The organism is Leifsonia sp. Y878, from assembly GCF_057669685.1.
Genome location: NZ_JBYHFS010000003.1, coordinates 185,568 through 206,769 on the forward strand (window position 1 = coordinate 185,568; position 21,202 = coordinate 206,769).

The following is a 21,202-nucleotide window of genomic DNA, read 5'->3' on the forward strand; positions in this document are numbered from 1 at the left end:
ATCGGGGGCTGCAGTCGCGTCCAGCGTCCTCGGCTGGCTGTCAGTGGCAGCGCCTAGAATTGAAGACGATATGACGACGCTCTCTAACCCTGACGAATCCACCGCAACGCAGGTCGTGGGCGCGCCCATCATCGTGGGCGAACAGGGGCGCGACTACAACGGGAGTTCGCTGCTCGACGGCCTGAACCCGCAACAGCTCGTGGCCGTGCAGTACCGCGGGCCAGCGCTGCTCATCATCGCTGGGGCCGGCTCTGGCAAGACCAGCGTGCTCACCCGCCGCGTGGCCAGCCTGCTCGAGAGCCGCGAAGCCTGGCCGAGCCAGATCCTCGCCATCACGTTCACCAACAAGGCTGCAGCGGAAATGCGCGAGCGGGTCGAGAGCCTGGTGGGGCAGAGCGCCCGTGGCATGTGGATTTCCACCTTCCACTCCGCTTGCGTGCGCATCCTGCGCCAGGAAGCCGAGAAGGCCGGGCTCAGCAGCACGTTCAGCATCTACGACTCCTCAGACACCAGGATCACCCTGAAGCGCATCATCAAGTCGCTCGACGCCGACACCCTCGGCTTCACCCCGGCCAGTGCGTCATCCAAGATCTCCAAGCTGAAGAACGAACTGATCGACGCCGACGCATACTCTCGCGACGCCAACATGAGCGACCCGCAAGAGGTCATGTTCGTGGAGATCTTCCGGCAGTACACGCAGCGGCTGCGGGCCGCCAGCGCGCTCGACTTCGACGACCTCATCGGCGAGACCGTCTACCTGTTCCGCGCCTTCCCGCGCGTCGCCGCGCTGTACAGGCGCCGGTTCCGCCACGTGCTGGTCGACGAATACCAGGACACCAACCACGCGCAGTACTCGCTCGTACGCGAGCTCACTCGCCCTGTGGAGCCAGACCTGGCAGAAGAACTCGAAGCCCAGGGCCTGCACGTGCGCAATGTGCAGGATGCCACCGGTGCCATTCCAGGCGCCTCGCTCACCGTCGTCGGTGACTCAGACCAGTCCATCTACGCCTTCCGTGGCGCCGACATCCGCAACATCAGCGAATTCGAACGCGATTTCCCAGGGGCCAAGGTGGTGCTGCTCGAGCAGAACTATCGGTCGACCCAGAACATCCTCTCTGCGGCGAACGCCGTCATCGGCAACAACTTCGACCGCAAAGACAAGAAGCTGTGGACCGCAGACGGCGACGGCGAGAAGATCGTCGGCTACACGGGCTACTCAGGGCACGATGAGGCGCAGTTCGTCGCAGACGAGATCGAAGTGCTGCACCAGGGCGGCATGGCATACCGCGACATGGCCGTGTTCTATCGAACCAACGCCCAGACGCGTGCACTCGAAGAGATCCTCGTGCGCGCCGCCGTGCCATACCGCGTTGTCGGCGGCACCAAGTTCTACGAGCGCGCCGAGATCAAGGATGCCCTCGCGTACCTGATTGCCGTGGCGAACCCACAAGACGAGCTGGCGCTTCGCCGCATCCTGAACACGCCCAAGCGTGGCATCGGGCCTGCGACAGAAACCCAGATCGGCAGCTTCGCCGAAGACAACGGCATCAGCTACCGACAGGCAATGCGCAACGCCGCATCCCTCGGGCTCGGCCCGAAGGTGACAGGAGCGATCCTGCAGCTGGCCCGCCTGCTCGACGAGGCCGCGCTCATGCTCGACCCAGAGAACCCGGCCGGCGTCTCGAGCGTCTCCGACGTACTGGTGTTCCTGCTGGAGCAGAGCACCCTGCTCACCGTGCTGCGCAGCAGTCGCGACCCGCAAGACGAAGCGCGTGCAGAGAACATCGAAGAACTTGTCGCGCAGACCAAGGACTTCAACCGCGAGAATCCGGATGCCGGCCTGGTCGACTTCCTCACCCAGGTCTCCCTCGTGGCCGCAGCGGATGACCTCGACGATGCCTCCGGCACAGTGTCGCTCATGACACTGCACACGGCCAAGGGCCTTGAATACGATGCGGTGTTCCTCACCGGCATCGAAGAAGGCCTTCTCCCGCACCAGATGTCGGCCAGCGAACCCGGTGGCCCCGCCGAAGAGCGTCGTCTCTTCTACGTGGGAATCACCAGGGCCCGCAAGCGCCTCTACCTGTCGCTGGCCATGACGCGTGCGCAGTTCGGCGACGTCAACGTTGCGATGCCGAGTCGCTACCTGCAGGAGATCCCAGCCAACCTCATCGAATGGCGCCAGTCGCCAGGCATGGCGAACTCACGTGGCGGCACCCAGCCGCGCGCGCTGAATGCCAGGCCTGGATTCAACGGCGGCTTCGGCAGTCGCAGTGGGGGCAACCAATACGACGGCCAGCAGAGCCTGCCGCCATCGCCCAAGCCGAAGACGGAGTGGGCAAACCGGGTGACCGCGCAGGTGCGCGACAACGGCGACCTCACCCTGGAAGCCGGGGACCGCATCCGTCACGTCGATTTCGGCGAGGGGCGCGTGAACCAGGTGACCGGTGATGGGACCAAGCGCATCGCGCACGTACAGTTCGACACCGCGGGCGCAAAGAAGCTCCTGATCAAGATCGCTCCGATCGAGAAGATCTAATGGCCGTCGGCCCTCAGCCCGGGTCAGCGGCAGAGGAGTCTGGCGCGCAGCCGGCCAAGCCAGAGCTCTCACAGCCGGCCAAACCAGAGAGCCTGCGCGACTGGCTTCGGTCGTTGCGCGCACTCGATCTCGAGGTGGCGTCGCGCGCCGCGCTCGCCGTCGCGCTTCCCCTCATCGTGCTTGTGGCGATCGGGCACATCGACTGGATTGCGTATGCATCGTTCGGTGCCATGACGGCGCTGTACGGTCGGACGGAGCGGTATCGGGTGCGGATGCGCACGGTCACGATCGGTGGGGTATCCCTCCTCGTCTGCATCGCTCTCGGCATCCTGATGGCGGTGACGAACGCGCCGCTCATCGTGCTGGTGCTCGGCTTGGTTGTCGTGATCGCTGGCGGCCTGCTGGTCGGTGCGGTCGGCGGGCTGTTTCCCCCCACCCCGATCTTCTTCGTGTTCGCCTATGTGGTCTGTGCCCAGTCGCCGACCCCCGCCGATGAGGTCGTGGTTCGACTTGCGGTCGCGGTTGCCGCGGCGGCCTTCGCGTGGCTGGTCACGATGTCTGGGTGGTGGCTGCGTCGACTCTCCGGCGACCGAACAGAAGCCGTCTTCAAGCCGCTCAAGGAGGGCAGAGACCTCCGCTTCGGCGCATTCCGTGACCGGCGCGTGTGGCTGGCCATTGTGCAGAACGTCGTCGGAGCCCTGCTGGCCGGTTGGCTCGCTATGGCCGTGGGAATTGGACATCCGTACTGGGCGGTGGTCAGCGTGGTGGCGGTTATCCCACCCCCAGGGGCTGCGCACTCCATCGTGCGGGCCATTCACCGCATTGTCGGCACCTGTCTCGGTGTGATTGTGACGGGCCTGGTGTTGTTCCCGGGCCCGCCGCTCGGTGTTCTGGTTGCCGTGATCATCGTGAGCCAATTCGGTGCAGAGATCCTCGTCGGGCGTCACTATGGGGCCGCGCTGCTGTTCATCACGCCTTTGGCACTCACCGTTGCGCACCTGGCGGCTCCCGTGCCGGTGACCGGCCTGCTCGTCGATCGCGCGGTTGAAACGGCGCTGGGCGGCGCGATCGCCATCGGTCTGGTGCTGCTCGCCCGGTGGCTGTTCCCGCCGGCGAAGCCCGTTGCGGCGGGCGCGACCCCGGCATCCTGACCGCCACCTGAATAGGTCATTTGTCTCTCATCTGTGACCTTGTGACCCGATGGGGCTGAGCGTAGCGTTGGCAGCACCGACCACGAACGACCCAGTCACACCGACTCACCAACTCATTAGAGGAGGGCGGATTCATGGTTAAGGATGAGGAACTCTGGCCACGCGTCACAGACGCTGGCAGTGATGGCATCGATGAGCAACGGGAAGTCGATGAGGCGCTTGCCGCCCTCGATGAGGAGGATCCGGAATTTGACGAGGTGAAGGTCGACGCAGACGATCGCCCTGTCGAAGCCTTGAACGACCCGGATGTCTAGCGTTTGCTACTGCGGCGTCAGCTCAGTTCGCTCTCAATGCCGAGCAGTCGATGCTCGGGGTCGAGGGTGGTCAGCAGGCGCGCGCAGATGTCATTGAGTTGCGTCACCTGACCTGGCGTGAGCGAGTCGAAGACCAGCGACCGGACTTCCTCGACGTGGCCTGGCGCACTGGCGACCACTTTCTGCCAACCGGCATCCGTCAGGGTGGCGATAGACGTGCGCCCGTCTGTGGATGACGCGCTGCGGGTGAGGTAGCCGTTCTTCTCCAGGCGGGAAATCACGTGCGACAGCCGAGACAGCGACGAATTGGTTTTCGCCGCCACACTCGTCAGCGGCGCGGAGCGGTGCGGGCTCTCCGAAATCATCGCGAGCACGTAGTACTCGAAGTGTGTGAGTCCGGAGTCGCGCTTCAGCTCAGCTTCAAGGCGGCTCGGCAGCAGCATGGTGACGGCCATCAGGCGCAGCCATGCCTGGCGTTCATCGTCGTTGAGCCATCGAGTCTCTGTCATGACGCCATTCTAACATTTAACTTGACGCTTCAAGTAAGGCGGGGTAGCTTTTTAGTTGTCGCTTCAACTAATAGCACCAGGTGACACACAATTCCTCCGAAGGAGCACTCATGACTGACATCACCATCATCGGCAGCGGCAACATGGCCCGCGGCATCGGAACGCGCGCCGTGGCAGCTGGGCGCAGCCTGCAGATCCTCGACCGCGACGCGGCCAAGGCAGCAGCGCTCGCCAGCGAGCTCGGTTCTGCCGTGACGGCCGGGCAGCTCGGCTCCGAGATCTCCGGTGCTCTCGTCGTTCTCGCCCTGCCGTTCGATGCCGCGAAGGAGGTTGCGGGTGCAGAGCGCCAGGTGCTCGCAGGCAAGACTGTCATTGACATCTCGAACCCGGTCAACTTCGAGACGTTCGACTCTCTTGTTGTGGCACCGGGCAGTTCGGCAGCCGAAGAGATCGCAGCCCTGATCCCGGAGTCCACCGTGGTCAAGGCCTTCAACACCACTTTCGCCGGGTCGCTCGCCGGCGGCACGGTCGCCGGTGTGCCGCTCGACGTTTTCATCGCCTCAGACTCCACCGAGGCGTCGAACGCCGTTGCCGCGTTCGTGGCGGATGCCGGACTCCGACCGATCGAAGTCGGCCCGCTCCGCCGCGCTCGCGAGCTCGAAGGCATCCAGTTCGTCATCATGACGCTGCAGGCCAACCCGGCTTTCGACACCTTCAACTGGAACACCGGACTCAACATTCTGGTCTAGGCATATTCCGGCGCCGCGCAGCTCATCGGGGCTGCGCGGCGTGTACCTGTCTGCCCACTTAGAGTTGACCGGTGACTATTGAAGCCGCACAGCCCTGGTTGGCCCACTACGCCCCGAGCGTCCCGACCGAGTTCATCGCCCCCGAAGGATCCCTGATCGACCTGGTGGAGGCATCCGTCACCCAGTTCCCGACCAGGGTGGCCCTCGAGTTCTTCGGCGGCACCGTGACCTATGCCGAACTCGGTGAGCGGATCAACCGCGCGGCAGAGGGGCTTCGCCTGCTGGGCGTGAAGCGGGGAGACCCCGTCGCCCTCATCCTGCCGAACTGCCCGGAGCACGTTGTGGCGTTCTATGCGGTGCTGCGCCTCGGCGCGATAGTCGTCGAGCACAATCCGCTGTACACGCCGCGTGAGCTTCGCCACCAGTTCGAAGACCATGGCGCACAATTCGCCATCGCCTGGGACAAGGTTGTGCCGACCCTGCAGGACATGACAGACGACATCGGCGTGCCAACCATCATCTCCGTTGACATCACCAAGGGCATGTCGCTCGCCACGCGTGCGGCGCTGCTGCTTCCCGTGCGGAAGGCCCGTGAGTCGAGGAATGCGCTCACCGCGCGCACCAGCGGAGCCACGGCGTGGTCGGCGATCGTCGCGAGTCCGCTGCTCGACCCTGACCATATCTCCCCTGCACAGGCCGATCTGGCCGTGATCCAGTACACCAGCGGCACCATCAGCCGGCCGAAGGGCGCAGAACTCACGCACGGCAACCTCACCGCCAATGCGGCGCAGTCGCGAGCATGGGTGCCTGCCATCGAGCGCGGTAATTGCGTCGTGTACGCGGTGCTTCCCATGTTCCATGCCTATGGGCTCACCCTCTGCCTCACCTTCGCCCTGAGCATGGGCGCGACGCTCGTGCTGTTCCCGAAATTCGACGCAGACCTGGTGCTCAAGGCCATCAAGAAGCATCCGCCGACGTTCCTGCCAGCCGTCCCCCCGATCTACGCACGACTCGCGGCGCGGGCGCTTGAGAAGGGCGTGTCACTTGAGGGCATCAGCATCTCGATATCTGGTGCCATGAACCTGCCGACATCCATCGTGGATCCCTGGGAGTTCCAGAGCTGCGGCTACCTCGTCGAAGGCTACGGGCTGTCTGAGACGTCACCGGTGCTGATGGTCAATCCGGTCAGCGATGGCCGCAAGACCGGCACTGTTGGCCTTCCTGTGCCAGGGACAGAGGCGCGCATCGTCGATCCGGCGAACCCCACTCAGGATGTCGCCACGGGTGCCGAAGGCGAACTCATCGTGCGCGGCCCGCAGGTTTTCCGCGGCTACTTCCAGAAGCCAGAGGAGACGGCCGCCGTGTTCGTGGACGGCGACTGGTTCCGCACCGGAGACATCGCCACCATGGACGATGACGGCTTCTTCACCATCGTTGACCGCATCAAAGAACTCATCATCACCGGTGGCTTCAACGTGTCGCCGTCCGAAGTTGAGGACGCGCTCCGTCACGCCACAGGCGTGCTCGATGCTGCCGTGGTCGGTCTTCCGAGCCCGAATGGCGGCGAAGATGTGGTCGCCGCGGTGCAGCTGGCTGCCGGTGCACACTTCGACGAACAGGCGCTCCGTGATTTCCTCCGCGAGCGCCTGGCGGCGTACAAGGTGCCGAGGCGCATCGTGCAGGTGGATGAGCTGCCGAAATCCCTGATCGGAAAGACGTTACGCCGGGTGGTACGTGAGCAGTTCCCGGCAGCGGCAGCGCCCGCCGCCCGCCCGGCCTCCTAGCGGCGGCCGGGCATCAGCGTGAGCGTGACCGTTTCACGTCGCGATCAGGCGGTAGAGTTCTTCAGGGTCAGTTGTCTTGATATCGAGCTAGTTTCGACGTCATTCGCTCGACCACATCAACCTCACCCATGCACGAACGCTAAGACGCGGATTGGAAGAGCAGCGTGGATCTTTACGAATACCAGGCCAGAGACCTGTTTGAACAGTATGGAGTCCCGGTTCTTCCGGGCATCATCGCGGACACTCCAGAGGAGGTGCGCGCAGCTGCCGAGAAGCTCGGCGGCGTTGTAGTCGTCAAGGCCCAGGTCAAGGTCGGCGGTCGCGGCAAGGCCGGCGGCGTCAAGGTCGCCAAGACTCCCGATGAGGCAGAGGCAGCAGGCCGCGCCATTCTCGGACTCGACATCAAGGGTCACACCGTCAACCGCGTCATGGTCGCCGGCGGCGCACGCATCGCGCAGGAGTTCTACTTCTCGGTGCTGCTCGACCGGTCGAACCGCTCATACCTCTCGCTCGCCAGCTACGAAGGTGGCGTCGAGATCGAGGTGCTCGCCGTTGAGAAGCCTGAGGCTCTCGCGTACACGTCGATCGACCCGAACACCGGAATCGATCTGGACACAGCCCGTGCGATCGCGATCGCCGCGAAGTTCCCCGCAGAGCTCGTTGAGAAGGTTGCACCCGTTTTCGTGCAGCTCTACAACGTCTATAAGGGTGAAGACGCGACGCTCGTCGAGGTCAACCCGCTCGTTCTCACCGAAGAGGGCGACATCATTGCTCTCGACGGCAAGGTCACCCTCGACGAGAACGCTGACTTCCGCCACCCGAAGCACGCCGCACTCGAAGACGCTGCAGCAGCAGACCCGCTCGAGGCGAAGGCCAAGGAGAACGACCTCAACTACGTCAAGCTCGACGGTGAGGTCGGTGTCATCGGAAACGGTGCAGGCCTCGTCATGTCGACGCTGGATGTCGTCGCATACGCCGGCGAGAACCACGGCGGCGTGAAGCCGGCCAACTTCCTCGACATCGGCGGCGGAGCATCCGCTGAGGTCATGGCTGCCGGTCTCGACGTCATCCTCGGCGACCCGCAGGTCAAGAGCGTGTTCGTCAACGTCTTCGGCGGCATCACCGCCTGTGACGCCGTTGCCAAGGGCATCGTCGGCGCACTCGCCGAGCTCGGCTCCGCTGCGAACAAGCCGCTCGTCGTGCGCCTCGATGGCAACAACGTCGAAGAGGGCCGTCGTATCCTCGCCGAGGCGAACCACCCGCTTGTCACACTGGCCGCCACCATGGACGAGGGCGCCGACAAGGCCGCCGAACTCGCCAACGCCGCGAAGTAAGGGATTTTCGAATATGTCAATCTTCCTCAACAAAGACTCCAAGGTCATCGTGCAGGGCATCACCGGCGGTGAGGGCACCAAGCACACCGCCCTCATGCTGAAGGCCGGCACCCAGGTCGTCGGTGGCGTCAACGCTCGCAAGGCCGGCACCAGTGTCGTACACGGCGACGTCGAGCTGCCTGTCTTCGGCACGGTTGCAGAGGCCATCGAGAAGACCGGCGCGGATGTCTCCATCGCGTTCGTTCCGCCGGCCTTCACCAAGGATGCCGTGATCGAAGCCATCGACGCCGAGATCCCGCTGCTCGTCATCATCACTGAGGGCGTTCCCGTGCAGGACTCGGCTGAGTTCTGGGCATACAACAAGGCCAAGGGCAACAAGACCCGCATCATCGGTCCGAACTGCCCCGGCATCATCACGCCGGGTGAAGCGCTCGTCGGCATCACCCCGGCGACCATCACCGGCAAGGGCCCCATCGGCCTCGTCTCGAAGTCGGGCACCCTGACCTACCAGATGATGTATGAACTGCGCGACCTCGGCTTCTCGACCGCGATCGGTATCGGTGGCGACCCCATCATCGGCACCACGCACATCGACGCTCTCGAAGCATTCGAGAACGACCCTGAGACCCTCGCCATCGTCATGATCGGTGAAATCGGCGGCGACGCTGAAGAGAAGGCCGCCGACTACATCAAGGCGCACGTCACCAAGCCGGTCGTCGGCTACGTGGCAGGGTTCACCGCTCCTGAAGGAAAGACTATGGGCCACGCCGGCGCCATCGTCTCCGACGGAGCCGGAACCGCCCAGGGCAAGAAGGAAGCCCTCGAGGCTGCAGGCGTCAAGGTCGGCAAGACGCCGAGCGAGACCGCTACGCTGCTGCGCGAGGTTCTCGCCAGCCTGTAGGGCTGCAGAACTGCAGAACCATTGCATGACCGGATGTCGATAATCGGCATCCGCATGAAGGGCTCACCGCTTGTCGGTGGGCCCTTCGCTGTTGTCGGCAGGTAGGCTCAAAAGCCGATGAACCAGCAGATGAACCAGGCGACGAACCAGCCCATGAACCGCACAACGACCGCGATGCTTGCCGCACTCGAGGCGGTGATCGTCGTCGCTATCGGCGTCGGCATCGCGCTGGTTCCGCTCACCATCCTGTGGGCCACCCACTTCGACCTCGCCGTGGACTGGCTGGTCTTCTGGCGCGCTGCCGTCGACATCTGGCTGCTCGGCAACGGCGTCGACCTCACGGTGACTCTCGACCCCGTCATGGTGGCGGCCCTCGGCGTGCCCGGAGCAGAGGCCCCGTTCGAACTCACGATGGCATTGCTCGGCTTTGCCACGCTCGCCGTGCTGCTGGGCGTTCGCACCGGAACTCGCGCCGCTGAATCCGCGCACCGCACCGTGGGAGTCACCGCCGCGATCGTGGCCTACGGCATCCTGGCCACCCTGCTCACGCTGTCTGCGGGGGCTGCCGCGGTGACGCCAGCGCTCGTGCAGGGCATCGTGCTGCCAACCGCGATCTATGCGCTCGGCGTGGTCATCGGCTCAGAGCTCGGCCGTCGACAGTCTGTGAGCGACGATGAGGGCCTCATCTCCCGGCTCACCGAGGCCGTTGAAGCGCAGTATCGGCGGCTCCCGAGCGAAGCGCGGGCCATCATCGCCGCAGCACTCCGCGGCGGAACCGCCATTGTCGCTGCCGTCGTCGCCGTGGCCGGCGTAATCGTCGCGGTGCTCATCGTCGTGAACTACGCCACCATCATCAGCCTCTACGAAACGCTGCAGGCCGGCATCATGGGCGGAATCGTCATCACGCTCGCCCAGCTCGCACTCATCCCCAACCTGGTGTTCTGGGCTGTCGCCTGGCTCATTGGTCCCGGAATCGCCGTCGGTGTTGGAACCAGCGTGTCACCCGTCGGAACGGTGCTCGGCACGGTGCCCGGCCTGCCCATCCTGGGCGCGCTGCCACAGGGGAGCCCGGCCATGGGCTTCCTCGGACTCCTCGTTCCCGTGCTCGCCGGCTTCGTCTGCGCCGTGTTGATCAGGCAGCGGATGCCGGAGCCCGGCCCCTCGGCAGCCTCGGCGTCTCGCACCAGGGAGTTCGTGCTCTCCGGTGTGGCCATGGGCCTCGTCGCCGCCGTGCTGATCGGCCTGCTCGCCTGGTGGTCGGCCGGTGCGATGGGACCGGGGCAGCTCGCAGAGATCGGGCCTGCACCGCTGATTGTCGGCGCGCTCGCCTTCGTGGAGACCGGCATCGGCGCCGTCGCCGGAATGCTGGTCGGCGGCCGAAAACTGCCGCTGACGGCATCCGCTCGCGCGGCATCCGTTCACAAATAGGGGCAGCGTCCCGTGCGGGATAAACCGCGGGATAAACTCAGTCACGTGCTCTCACTGGTCGTGCTCATCTCCGGCGGCGGTTCCAACCTCCGCGCCCTGCTCGAGGCGTCAAGGGACGCTGATTTCCCCGCCAGGATCGTCGCCATTGGCGCCGACCGCAACGCTGACGGCCTCGCGCTCGGCGAGGAGTTCGGTATCCCGACCTTCGCCGTGCCGTACTCCGCCTACCCCGGCCGCGAAGCCTGGGGCGAGGAGCTGCTGGCACAGATCCAGACATGGACACCTGACGTCGTCATCCTGAGCGGCCTCATGCGGCTGCTGCCCGCCGCCGTCGTTGACGCGCTGTCGCCGAACCTGATCAACACGCACCCTGCCTACCTGCCTGAATTCCCCGGCGCCCACGGCGTGCGCGACGCCATCGCCGCCGGCGTCACCGAAACCGGAGCCAGCCTCATCGTCGTCGATTCCGGCGTTGACGCAGGACCGATCATCTCCCAGGAGCGGGTGCCCGTCTTGCCCGGAGACACCGAAAGCTCCCTCCACGACCGCATCAAACCCGTCGAACGCCGCCTGTTGGTTCAGGCCGTACTCGACATCGCCACCGGACACGTCAACCTCAAGGAGCTTTCACACGCATGAGCGGCCACACCACCCCGCAGAGCCTTTACCGTGAGCGCGATCTCGTGCCCGTGACGCGCGCCCTGATCTCCGTGAGCGACAAGACCGGCCTCGTTGAGCTCGCCACCGCGCTGGCAGGGTCCGGCGTCGAGATCGTCTCGACCGGATCGACGGCGGCCACCATCCGCGCTGCCGGCTTCGAGGTGACGGATGTGTCAGCCGTCACCGGTTTCCCCGAGTCCCTCGACGGACGCGTCAAGACGCTGCACCCGTCTGTACACGCCGGCATCCTGGCCGACCTGCGCCTCGAAGCGCACGAGAACCAGCTGGCAGACCTGTCGATCGCGCCCTTCGAGCTCGTCGTCGTGAACCTGTACCCGTTCGTGGAGACCGTTGAGTCTGGTGCTGCCCCCGCCGACGTCATCGAACAGATCGACATCGGCGGTCCAGCCCTCGTTCGCGCCTCGGCCAAGAACCACGCCAACGTCGCAATCGTGGTCGACCCGGCCAATTACGGCGAGCTGATCGCTGCCGTCACTGCCGGCGGCACCACCCTGAAGCTCCGCCAGAAGTTCGCCTCGCTGGCCTTCGAACACACCGCCAGCTACGACCTCAGCGTCTCAGCCTGGTTCACCGAGAACGTCTACGACCAGTGGCAGGACGACAACGAGTCGCTCGCCGACGACATCCTGGAACAGTTCGACGCGTTGCTCGGCACCACCGCTGACAACCTCGACTCTGAATCCGCTTTCCCAGACACCCTCGTGATCGAAGCTGAACGCGGCTCTGTGCTGCGCTACGGCGAGAACTCGCACCAGGCTGCGGCGCTCTACCTCGGCGAGGGCGGCGCCGGCATCGCGCAGGCCGACGTGCTGCACGGCAAGGAAATGTCGTACAACAACTACGTTGACGCGGATGCCGCCGTGCGCGCCGCATACGACTTCGACCAGCCGGCCGTTGCGATCATCAAGCACGCCAACCCGTGCGGCATCGCCGTGTCGAGCGAGGGTGCTGCTGACGCCATCGCGGATGCGCACCGCAGGGCGCACGCCTGCGACCCTGTGTCGGCATACGGCGGCGTCATCGCGGCCAACCGCACCGTGACCCTCGCGATGGCAGAGACCGTCAGCACCATCTTCACCGAGGTGCTGGTCGCTCCTGGCTTCGAGCAGGAAGCCTTCGAGCTGCTGAGCGCCAAGAAGAACATCCGCCTGCTTGAGCTGCCAGACGGGTTCCGTCGTTCATCGCTCGAGCTGCGTCAGATCTCCGGTGGCCTGCTCGTGCAGGAAGCCGACACGTTCGAGGAGTTCTCCTCCGCCGACTGGACCCTCGTCTCCGGCGAGGAGGTGGACGCGGCCACCCGCGCCGACCTCGAGTTCGCCTGGAAGGCGTGCCGCTCTGTGAAGTCGAACGCCATCCTGCTGGCGCACGACGGGGCATCCGTGGGTGTTGGCATGGGCCAGGTCAACCGGGTCGACTCCTGCCACCTCGCGGTGAGCCGCGCCGGCGAGCGTGCAGCGGGATCCGTTGCAGCCTCAGACGCGTTCTTCCCGTTCGCCGACGGCCTGCAGGTGCTGCTCGACGCCGGTGTGAAGGCTGTCGTACAGCCCGGTGGGTCTGTGCGCGATGAAGAGGTCATCGCCGCGGCCACCGCAGCCGGCGTCGCCATGTACTTCACGGGAGAGCGTCACTTCTTCCACTAGGACCGCAACAAAACGAGCGGGTGAACACGGGCTTTTCGGGGCCCGGTTCACCCGTTTTGTGTCGAATCCGAAACGATGTCGCGGATGCGTCGTAACATGCCTCTCGAGTCATTCTCGCGCTGCCAGAATGGCAGCATGCTGGCCTCCCTCCCCATTCTCGATCTCTCCCGCCTCGACGCCGGCCCCGCTGAGGCCGACGCATTTCGCGCAGAACTTCGTCGCGTCACCCATGAGGTCGGATTCTTCTATCTGGTCGGCCATGGCGTCGATCAAGAACTGATCGACGAACTCCTCGCGGTGTCGCGGCGTTTCTTCGAGCTTCCGGCCGAAGCGAAGCTGGCGATCGAAAACGTGAACAGCCCGCAGTTCCGCGGTTACACGCGTGTGGGCGGGGAGCTCACTCACGGCGACATCGACTGGCGCGAACAGATCGACATCGGCGTCGAGCGCGAGACCGTCGAGCCTGGGTCAGGAGTGGACGACTACTGGCGGCTCGAAGGCCCGAACCTCTGGCCGGATGCCCTCCCCGAACTACGCGAGGTCGCCGTGCGCTGGAATGACGAGCTGAACACGCTCGCACTCCGCCTCCTGCGGGCATGGGCGGTCTCTCTCGGCGCCCCTGAGGACGTGTTCGATGCGGGCTTCGCAACGCATCCGTTCTCGTTGACCAAGATCGTGCGCTATCCGGGGGAGTCCAACCCGGAGCCGAAGCAGGGCGTCGGTGCCCACCGCGACGGCGGAGTGCTGACACTGCTGCTCGTCGAGCCAGGCAAGGGCGGCCTGCAGGTTGAGCACGACGGCGAGTGGATCGAGGCGCCCTCGGTTCCCGGGGCGTTCGTGGTGAACATCGGAGAGATGCTCGAGCTGGCTACTCACGGCTACCTCAAGGCGACACTGCACCGGGTGATCTCCCCGCTGCTCGGCGACGACAGAATCTCCATCCCGTTCTTCTTCAACCCGGCGCTTGATGCGACCATGCCCCGCCTCGAGCTCTCGCCAGAGCTGGAGGCACAGACGCGTGGTCTGTCCGTCGACCCGACGAACAGCCCGATCCTGGAGACGTATGGCGACAACGCGCTGCGCTACCGTCTGCGCGCACACCCGAATGTGGCCGAGGTTCACCACAGCGACCTGGTGAAGCAGCGCGACCTGGTGAAGTAGCGCGCCCGCGAAAAAGTGCTTGCGGTCATCCGCTCCGTGCCCCTATTCTGGAAGGCTGCCTGAACAAGGCATGACGATGAATCGAAACGCACTGGGGGACGACATGACAAAGACTGCACAGCTCACGATCGTGGAGATTGCGAACACTGGCACATTCTCTGCCGTGCTCGCCTATCGGCGTCGCCCTGGTACACCGTCCATCGATTAAGGCCCATCCGTCTCGGATCCCTTGCAGCATTCGCTGCCCACTTATAGGAAGCTTGCGCTTCCTGATCGCTGCCGCTCGCGGCCACTGGCTTGCTCTCTGACGCGGCGTTCACGTGCTTTTTCTTACATTCAGGATTCCCACCATGACTGCGACCGCAGAACACTCCCATCCGCCACAACCCGCAGGCACACCAGTACCTGCGCGCAAGAACACCTTCCAGACGCTCGTGCGCCTGTATCCCTTTGCCAAGCCCGCACTGCCCCGGATCTACCTCGGCATGCTCGCAGCGCTACTTGCCGGACTGGTCGCCCTGGCGATCCCGCAGGTGCTCGCCGGCCTCGTTGACGGTCCGCTGTCCGACGGCGACGTGAGCGAGATCTGGCCTGCCGTCGGCATCGTGCTGGCGCTCGGCGTGCTCGAAGCCATCATGATCGCCCTCCGACGCTGGTTCGTGCTCACGCCGGGCACGCACATCGAGGCGCGCATGCGCAACGGTCTCTACGCGCGTCTGCAGGATCTGCCCGTGACCTTCCACGACCGCTGGCCGAGCGGCCAGCTGCTCTCGCGTGCGGTCAGCGACCTCAACCTCATCAGGCGCTGGATCTCATTCGGCCTGGTGTTGCTCGTGGTCAACTTCCTCACGATTCTGGTCGGATTTGTCATCCTGATCTCGATGAACTGGATCCTCGGTCTGATCTTCCTGGTCTGCTCGATTCCGGTCTGGATCTACGGGTACATCTTCGAGAACAAGTACTCGGAGATCGCCAGGCGCAGCCAGGACCAGTCAGGCGACCTCGCGACAGCCGTCGAGGAGTCGGTGCACGGCATCCGGGTGCTCAAGGCGTTTGGGCGCGGCAAGTTCGCGCTGAAGAACTTTGAGACCCAAGCCGAAAGCCTGCGCGGCACCGAGATCGAGAAGGCCCAGGCGATCGCCGGGATCTGGTTGTGGCTGCTGCTGGTGCCGGATGTTGCATTCGCACTCTGCCTGATGGCCGGCGTCTGGCTGGCCAGCCAGGGCCAGCTCAGCGTGGGCGAGCTCGTCGCGTTCTTCGCGACGGCAACCGTGCTGCGCTTCCCCGTTGAGTCGATCGGCTTCCTGCTGTCGATGACGTTCGACGCGCGCACCGCGACCGACAGGTTCTTCGACATCCTCGACACCCCGAACGAGATCACCGACCCCGAGGCGCCCCGGACACTGGCCGACCCGAAGGGCCGCCTGTCGTTCGAGAATGTGCACTTCAGGTACCACGACTCTCCAGAACGGTTCTCTGACCTGCTCGACGGCATCGACCTGGTGCTCGAGCCTGGCGAGACGATGGCGCTTGTCGGCCTCACTGGATCTGGGAAGTCGACGCTGACAGCGCTGACCACCCGCCTCTACGACGTCACGGGCGGCGCGGTGAAGCTCGATGGCATCGACGTGCGCGACTTCAGCAGGGAGGAGCTGCGCAGCCACCTCGCCATGGCGTTCGAAGACGCAACGCTGTTCTCGACATCCGTCAGGGACAACGTGCTGCTCGGCAGGCCCGAGTTCGCCGAACGCAGTCCAGAAGCGGATGCCGCACTGGACGAGGCGCTCGAGATCGCCCAGGCCTCGTTCGTCTACGACCTGCCAGAGGGCGCAGACACCAAGGTCGGTGAAGAAGGCATGAGCCTGTCCGGTGGTCAGCGTCAGCGGCTCGCCCTGGCGCGTGCCGTGGCGGCCAAGCCGGCCGTGCTTGTGCTGGACGACCCGTTGTCCGCACTCGACGTGAACACCGAAGCAAAGGTCGAGGCCGGCCTCCGTCGTGTACTGGCGGCCACCACCGCGTTGATCGTCGCCCACCGCCCATCCACGGTGATGATGGCCGACCGGGTGGCGCTGTTGCAGGACGGCCGGGTCACAGCAGTTGGCACCCACGCCGAACTGTTGGCCGCGAACGACCACTACCGGTTCGTCATTTCCAGCCTGGAAGACGAACAACGACGCGAAGCACGCCGAGAGGGGGCATCACTGTGAGTGTGACCGGAGTAGAGGGTGAAGAGCGCAACGACTTCACCAAGGAGGAAAGCGCGCAGATTCGTTCCCGATCGCTGGTGCTGTTGCGTTCGCTGCTGTACCCGGTGCGCTGGAAGGTGCTGCTGGCGATGGTTGTCGTCGTCGTGTCGACGGCAGCGCAGGTTGCAGGGCCAGCCCTGATCGCCTTCGGAATTGACCAGGGCCTGCCTGCTTTGATGAAGCAGGACTGGGTGCCGCTCATGGCGACCGGCATCATCTACCTCGGCACCGGCGTGATCGGGGCTGTGCTGATCGCCTGGTACACCGTGCTGTCTGCCCGTATCAGCCAGGCCGTGCTGATCGACCTGCGCAAGCGCGTCTTCCTGCACACGCAGAAGTTGAGCCTGGAGTTCCACGAGTCGTACACCTCAGGGCGCATCATCTCGCGCCAGACCAGTGACCTCGACTCGATCAAGGAGCTGCTGGACTCCGGCATCAACCAGCTCGTGCAGGGCGTGCTGTACATGGTGTTCGTCGCCATCGCGCTGTTCTCGCTCGACTGGGTGAGCGGCCTGGTGCTGTTCGTATCGCTGGTGCCACTGTTCTTCCTGACGCGCTGGTTCCAGTCGCGCTCGCAGACACTGTTCCGGCAGTCGCGGGTGGCATCCGCTCGCCTGATCGTCCAGTTCGTCGAGACGATGACCGGCATCCGTGCGGTGAAGGCATTCCGCAAGGAGAAGCGCAACGAGAAGGAGTTCGGCGAGTTCGTCGAGGACTACCGCGATGTCAACGCCAAGGTCATCCAGTTGTTCGGTGTCTTCGACCCGGGACTCGTGCTGATCGGCAACGTGACGGTGGCCGGTGTGCTGCTCGTCGGAGGAATCCGGGTAGCGGATGGCCAGCTCGCGATCGGTGCGCTGCTTGCGGCCCTGCTGTACACCCGGCGCTTCTTCGACCCCATGGAGGAGATGGCGATGTTCTACAACTCCTACCAGTCGGCGGCCGCGGCGCTTGAGAAGATCTCTGGGGTGCTCGAAGAGCGCCAGAGCGTGCCGGACCCGTTGAAGCCCGTCGACCACCTCGTAGCCCAGGGAACCATTGGCTTCGACAACGTGCAGTTCGCCTACAGGGCCGATCGCGTCATCCTGCCGCACTTCGACCTCGAGATTCCGGCTGGGCAGACCATTGCCCTTGTCGGGTCGACAGGGGCTGGGAAGACAACCCTCGCCAAGCTGATCTCTCGGTTCTACGACCCGTCAGACGGCCAGGTGACGCTCGATGGCATCGACCTGCGCGACCTCCACCCGAAGGACCTGCGCAGGGCGATCGTCATGGTCACCCAGGAGTCATACCTCTTCAGCGGCTCGGTGTCTGACAACATCGCGATCGGCAAACCGGATGCCACCTTCGACGAGATCGTCGCGGCGGCGCGCGCCGTCGGGGCGCACGAGTTCATCGAGGGGCTGCCGAACGGGTACAACACCGACGTGAACAAGCGCGGCGGGCGCGTGTCTGCCGGACAGCGCCAGCTGATCTCGTTTGCGCGGGCGTTCCTGGCCAACCCAGCTGTGCTGATCCTTGACGAGGCGACGTCATCACTCGACATTCCGAGCGAGCGCCTCGTGCAGGAGGGGCTGACCACGCTGCTGGCCGACCGCACCGCCGTGATCATTGCGCACCGGTTGTCGACGGTGGCGATCGCCGACCGCGTACTGGTCATGGAGCACGGTGTGATCGTCGAGGACGGCACACCGGATGCCCTGATCTCCGGCACCGGACGCTTCGCCAAGTTGCACGCCGCCTGGCGGGAGTCGCTGGTCTAGTCGGTGATCATCGCGCTCGCTATCGCTGACCGCGCCCGCTACAGCGGGCGCGGTCATCGGTTACGGGCGCGGTGAAGGGCGCACGCGGGTTCCCTGCCGCTCGAATCTCGTCAGCAGGATTGTCAACCAAAGTGGTTGTCACATTGTCGACGTCGAGTTAGGTTCGAGGCGACGCTCACTTCACAACATGTGAGGCGAGTTCCCCAACGGAGAGGAACAGTGTGCTGCCAGGCAATCAAGCGCTGAATGACTCGCGCGAGTATCGAACTCCCCACCCATTGGTTTGGCGAACGGCACGCTCAGCGTGGCGTCTCTGGACCGCGATCGGCGCATCGCTCGTGTTGACGCTCGGCACGATCCCGGCTGCCCACGCGGACGTCTCCACGGGGCGAAACCCCGTGAAGCCGGGTCAGGGGGATGCCGCGCTGGCCTTCGACAGCAGCGCCTATTCGACCATCTCGGTCATCATCGATGGTGCCCCGACCAGCGTTCGCTGGTACCAGGAGGTCTGCTACGTCGCGAAGCCGATTCTGATGAGCAGCACACAGGGCCAGGCGACGATCGCCAACCCGGAGTGCGGCTACCAGAGCATGAACATCTTCGTCCCAGAGAGCGCGTTCGACGACACCGACAGCGCGATCTATTTCGCAGTCAATAACAGCGGATGGTTCGCGAGTTACATCCGGGCATCCGTGAAGGACGGCGCCAGCTACGACAGCGCCACCAGCAACGTTGGTGCTGCGCTGAAGGCCGGCTACGTATTCGTTGATGTCGCATCGCGCTCCCGTGGGGTCGTGGCGGCCGATGGAACGTTTCCCGGCAAATCCCCGGCGGCCGTTGTCGATGCAAAGGCTGCAGTGCGCTACCTGCGACTGAACGACACGGTCATGCCCGGCAGTGCTGAACGCATCGTGGTCAACGGCACGAGCGGCGGCGGAGCGCTCTCTGTGGCGCTTGGCGCCTCTGGCAACAGCCGCGATTACGACCCATACCTCGCTGAGATCGGCGCCGCAGGAACATCGACCAAGGGCAAGAACGCCATTCGCGACGACGTGTTCGCGATCAACGCGTACTGCCCAATCACCGACCTCGGCAACGCCGACATCGCCTACGAATGGTTGTACTCCGTGCTCGCCACCCGCGCAACGGTGGGATCTGACCCGAACCCGGCCACCACGGCAGAGCTGGCGGCGAAGTTCGCGGCCTACCAGGAGAGCCTCGGGCTCACGAACCCCGACGGTGAGCCGCTGACCGCTGACACCATGATCGCCACCATCCAGGACGAGGTCATCAGGGCCGCAGAGATCTACCTGAATGCAGACCCGGCAAACACGATCCCCGACCTCGGAGAAGAGATCGTCTACACCAGCCCCGGGTCGCCGGGCTCGCCGCCCAAGACCGGGACGTACACGAACGACTGGATTGACGTCGACAACGACGCGAATACCGTCGTCTCCGTCGACATGACGCGGTACCTCGCATTCGTTGCAACGCAGGCCACGCTGAAGCCGGCGCCCGCATTCGACCAGAGTGGCGTGAACGCGCTGACCATGGGTGAGTCGACGCTCTTCGGCACTGCGACGCAGCTGTACTCGAACTTCACCGAGTACAGCTGGGACCACAACAGTGTGGCCGGCGACGGGTCAGGGCTGGATGACACCGGGCTCACCTGGGCGCAGTTCGTGCAGAAGCGCGGCACCATCGTGGATGAACAGGTGGACCTCATCGATCCGATGCACTACATCGGCACGAAGGCAGACACCGCGCCGTACTGGTACGTCCGGCACGGCACGCGCGACCGCGACACCGCATTCACGGTATCGATCAACCTCGACCGTGCGCTGGCAGACGATTCGGATGTCGAGGACGTCAACTTCCACCTGGCGTGGAACCAGCCGCACTCCGGAAACTACGACGTGCCGGAAGCGATGAAATGGATCGCTGACGCGGTCGCTGCAGCGGACGACGAGGACTCCGGCCACGGCAACGGTGGCGGCCACAACGGCGGTGGCAACAACGGCGGTGGGGCCCACCATCCGTCGAAGGGCGGCTCGAACGGGCACGGCCAAGGCACCAAACCGTAGCAGTTAGTCGTTAGCGAGGCGGCGCGCATCTGCTGATGTCGCGCCGCCTCGTCACTCCGCTGGATAGCGAGGTGCTGGCTAGTGAGGTGCTGGCTGGTCAGGGGCGCCCTGGCCGCTCTTCGCCCGCTGAATCTGGGCATACACGTGTGAGCGCAGCTCTGTGAAGCGCGGCAGTGAGCGCGTGGTGAGCTGGTCGCGCTCGTCCGGCAGGTCGATGCGGAGGTCCTCCTGCACCACCGTTGGCGAGTTCGACAGCACGATCACGCGCTCGCCGAGATACACCGATTCGTCGATGTCGTGCGTGACGAACAGGATGGTCACGCCGAGCTGCTTCCAGATCGTGCGGATGAGGTCCTCAAGGTCGGCACGCGTCTGCGCGTCTACGGCGGCGAACGGCTCGTCCATCAGGAGCACTTGCGGCTTGTACGCGACAGCGCGAGCGATGGCCACGCGCTGCTGCATGCCGCCAGACAGCTGCCAGGGGAAGCTCTTCGGCACGTGGTCGAGCCCGACAGCGGCGAGGGCTTCGTCGACAACGCGGGTGCGCTCCGCCTTCGGAACCTTCTGGTTCTTGAGCGGCAGCTCGACGTTGGCCCGAACTGTCATCCACGGGAAGAGACTTCGCCCATACTCCTGGAACACCACGGCCATCGCCTTGGGCGGCCCTGCCACCGTCGTGCCGTTCAGCTCGACGGACCCCGTCGTTGGGCTCATCAGGCCGGCGATGCACTTGAGCAGCGTGGTCTTGCCAGAACCAGACGGCCCGACGAGGCAGACCAGTTCGCCGGCCGCCAGATCGAAGGTGAGGTTCCGCACCGCCTCGACGTCGCCGGAGGGGGACTTGTAGATCTTCTGCACGCCGCGCACCGAGAGCATCGGAACAGCGGTGCTGGCCGCTGTGGGTGGAGACACGGGCAT

The 21,202-nt window shown here is 64.9% G+C and carries 16 protein-coding genes; 14 read left to right on the forward strand and 2 right to left on the reverse strand.

Translation table 11 applies throughout. The features are described from left to right. The first annotated feature begins 70 nt into the window (after positions 1-70). The 3 genes from AC25Y4_RS11995 to AC25Y4_RS12005 all read left to right on the forward strand — a co-directional run bounded on the left by AC25Y4_RS11995 (position 71) and on the right by AC25Y4_RS12005 (position 4,004). On the forward strand, positions 71-2,539 hold the full coding sequence (locus tag AC25Y4_RS11995; protein ID WP_488120647.1) for an ATP-dependent helicase: 2,469 nt from the start codon (positions 71-73) through the stop codon (positions 2,537-2,539). Then, positions 2,539-3,690 (forward strand): FUSC family protein, encoded by a 1,152-nt coding sequence (locus tag AC25Y4_RS12000; RefSeq protein ID WP_488120648.1) that lies wholly within the window; start codon positions 2,539-2,541, stop codon positions 3,688-3,690. The genes AC25Y4_RS11995 and AC25Y4_RS12000 overlap by 1 nt, the downstream gene beginning before the upstream one ends. A gap of 134 nt (positions 3,691-3,824) precedes the next feature. Next, positions 3,825-4,004, forward strand: a complete 180-nt coding sequence (locus AC25Y4_RS12005) for a hypothetical protein (protein ID WP_488120649.1) — start codon at positions 3,825-3,827, stop codon at positions 4,002-4,004. 17 nt (positions 4,005-4,021) lie between these two features. Here AC25Y4_RS12005 and AC25Y4_RS12010 read toward each other — a convergent pair whose 3' ends face one another. After that, a complete protein-coding gene (locus AC25Y4_RS12010; protein WP_488120650.1) occupies positions 4,022-4,513 on the reverse strand; it encodes a MarR family winged helix-turn-helix transcriptional regulator in 492 nt (163 codons plus the stop codon). Between the two features lie 110 nt (positions 4,514-4,623). On the opposite strand from AC25Y4_RS12010, the gene AC25Y4_RS12015 reads away from it, so the two are divergent. From AC25Y4_RS12015 to AC25Y4_RS12065, 11 genes are all read left to right on the forward strand, one after another. Beyond that, positions 4,624-5,262 (forward strand): NADPH-dependent F420 reductase, encoded by a 639-nt coding sequence (locus AC25Y4_RS12015; protein WP_488120651.1) that lies wholly within the window; start codon positions 4,624-4,626, stop codon positions 5,260-5,262. 71 nt (positions 5,263-5,333) lie between these two features. Further along, the gene (locus AC25Y4_RS12020; protein WP_488120652.1) at positions 5,334-7,046 is read left to right on the forward strand and encodes a long-chain-fatty-acid--CoA ligase; all 1,713 of its coding nucleotides are present in this window, start codon (positions 5,334-5,336) and stop codon (positions 7,044-7,046) included. 164 nt (positions 7,047-7,210) lie between these two features. Continuing rightward, entirely contained in the window at positions 7,211-8,380 is a 1,170-nt protein-coding gene (sucC, locus tag AC25Y4_RS12025) for an ADP-forming succinate--CoA ligase subunit beta (RefSeq protein ID WP_488120653.1), read from the forward strand. Positions 8,381-8,393: 13 nt separating this feature from the next. After that, positions 8,394-9,281: a succinate--CoA ligase subunit alpha gene (gene sucD, locus AC25Y4_RS12030; RefSeq protein ID WP_488120654.1), complete on the forward strand. Its 888-nt coding sequence runs from the start codon at positions 8,394-8,396 to the stop codon at positions 9,279-9,281. A gap of 117 nt (positions 9,282-9,398) precedes the next feature. Continuing rightward, complete coding sequence (locus AC25Y4_RS12035) at positions 9,399-10,709, forward strand: cell division protein PerM (RefSeq protein WP_488120655.1); 1,311 nt, start codon at positions 9,399-9,401, stop codon at positions 10,707-10,709. A 45-nt stretch (positions 10,710-10,754) separates the two neighbouring features. Beyond that, the gene (purN, locus tag AC25Y4_RS12040) at positions 10,755-11,348 is read left to right on the forward strand and encodes a phosphoribosylglycinamide formyltransferase (protein ID WP_488120656.1); all 594 of its coding nucleotides are present in this window, start codon (positions 10,755-10,757) and stop codon (positions 11,346-11,348) included. Beyond that, a complete protein-coding gene (purH, locus tag AC25Y4_RS12045; RefSeq protein ID WP_488120657.1) occupies positions 11,345-13,030 on the forward strand; it encodes a bifunctional phosphoribosylaminoimidazolecarboxamide formyltransferase/IMP cyclohydrolase in 1,686 nt (561 codons plus the stop codon). The genes purN and purH overlap by 4 nt, the downstream gene beginning before the upstream one ends. Before the next feature lie 135 nt (positions 13,031-13,165). Next, positions 13,166-14,191 (forward strand): isopenicillin N synthase family dioxygenase, encoded by a 1,026-nt coding sequence (locus AC25Y4_RS12050; RefSeq protein WP_488120658.1) that lies wholly within the window; start codon positions 13,166-13,168, stop codon positions 14,189-14,191. A gap of 350 nt (positions 14,192-14,541) precedes the next feature. Further along, positions 14,542-16,398, forward strand: a complete 1,857-nt coding sequence (locus tag AC25Y4_RS12055; RefSeq protein ID WP_488120659.1) for an ABC transporter ATP-binding protein — start codon at positions 14,542-14,544, stop codon at positions 16,396-16,398. Next, complete coding sequence (locus tag AC25Y4_RS12060) at positions 16,395-18,200, forward strand: ABC transporter ATP-binding protein (RefSeq protein WP_488120660.1); 1,806 nt, start codon at positions 16,395-16,397, stop codon at positions 18,198-18,200. Before AC25Y4_RS12055 ends, AC25Y4_RS12060 begins: the two co-directional genes overlap by 4 nt. A gap of 278 nt (positions 18,201-18,478) precedes the next feature. Beyond that, positions 18,479-20,284 carry a subtype B tannase gene (locus AC25Y4_RS12065; RefSeq protein ID WP_488120661.1) on the forward strand — a complete coding sequence of 602 codons (1,806 nt, stop codon included), beginning with the start codon at positions 18,479-18,481 and terminating at the stop codon, positions 20,282-20,284. A gap of 78 nt (positions 20,285-20,362) precedes the next feature. On the opposite strand, the gene AC25Y4_RS12070 is transcribed toward AC25Y4_RS12065, so the two are convergent. Next, positions 20,363-21,160 carry an ABC transporter ATP-binding protein gene (locus tag AC25Y4_RS12070; protein WP_488120900.1) on the reverse strand — a complete coding sequence of 266 codons (798 nt, stop codon included), beginning with the start codon at positions 21,158-21,160 and terminating at the stop codon, positions 20,363-20,365. Positions 21,161-21,202 lie beyond the last annotated feature (42 nt).

Coding starts and splice junctions, on each gene's coding strand:
- purH (WP_488120657.1), top strand. CDS start 11,345: ATGAGCGGCCACACCACCCCGCAGAGCCTTTACCGTGAGCGCGATCTC.
- sucD (WP_488120654.1), top strand. CDS start 8,394: ATGTCAATCTTCCTCAACAAAGACTCCAAGGTCATCGTGCAGGGCATC.
- AC25Y4_RS12055 (WP_488120659.1), top strand. CDS start 14,542: ATGACTGCGACCGCAGAACACTCCCATCCGCCACAACCCGCAGGCACA.
- AC25Y4_RS12050 (WP_488120658.1), top strand. CDS start 13,166: ATGCTGGCCTCCCTCCCCATTCTCGATCTCTCCCGCCTCGACGCCGGC.
- AC25Y4_RS12010 (WP_488120650.1), bottom strand. CDS start 4,513: ATGACAGAGACTCGATGGCTCAACGACGATGAACGCCAGGCATGGCTG.
- AC25Y4_RS11995 (WP_488120647.1), top strand. CDS start 71: ATGACGACGCTCTCTAACCCTGACGAATCCACCGCAACGCAGGTCGTG.
- AC25Y4_RS12000 (WP_488120648.1), top strand. CDS start 2,539: ATGGCCGTCGGCCCTCAGCCCGGGTCAGCGGCAGAGGAGTCTGGCGCG.
- AC25Y4_RS12015 (WP_488120651.1), top strand. CDS start 4,624: ATGACTGACATCACCATCATCGGCAGCGGCAACATGGCCCGCGGCATC.
- AC25Y4_RS12035 (WP_488120655.1), top strand. CDS start 9,399: ATGAACCAGCAGATGAACCAGGCGACGAACCAGCCCATGAACCGCACA.
- AC25Y4_RS12005 (WP_488120649.1), top strand. CDS start 3,825: ATGGTTAAGGATGAGGAACTCTGGCCACGCGTCACAGACGCTGGCAGT.
- AC25Y4_RS12070 (WP_488120900.1), bottom strand. CDS start 21,160: ATGCTCTCGGTGCGCGGCGTGCAGAAGATCTACAAGTCCCCCTCCGGC.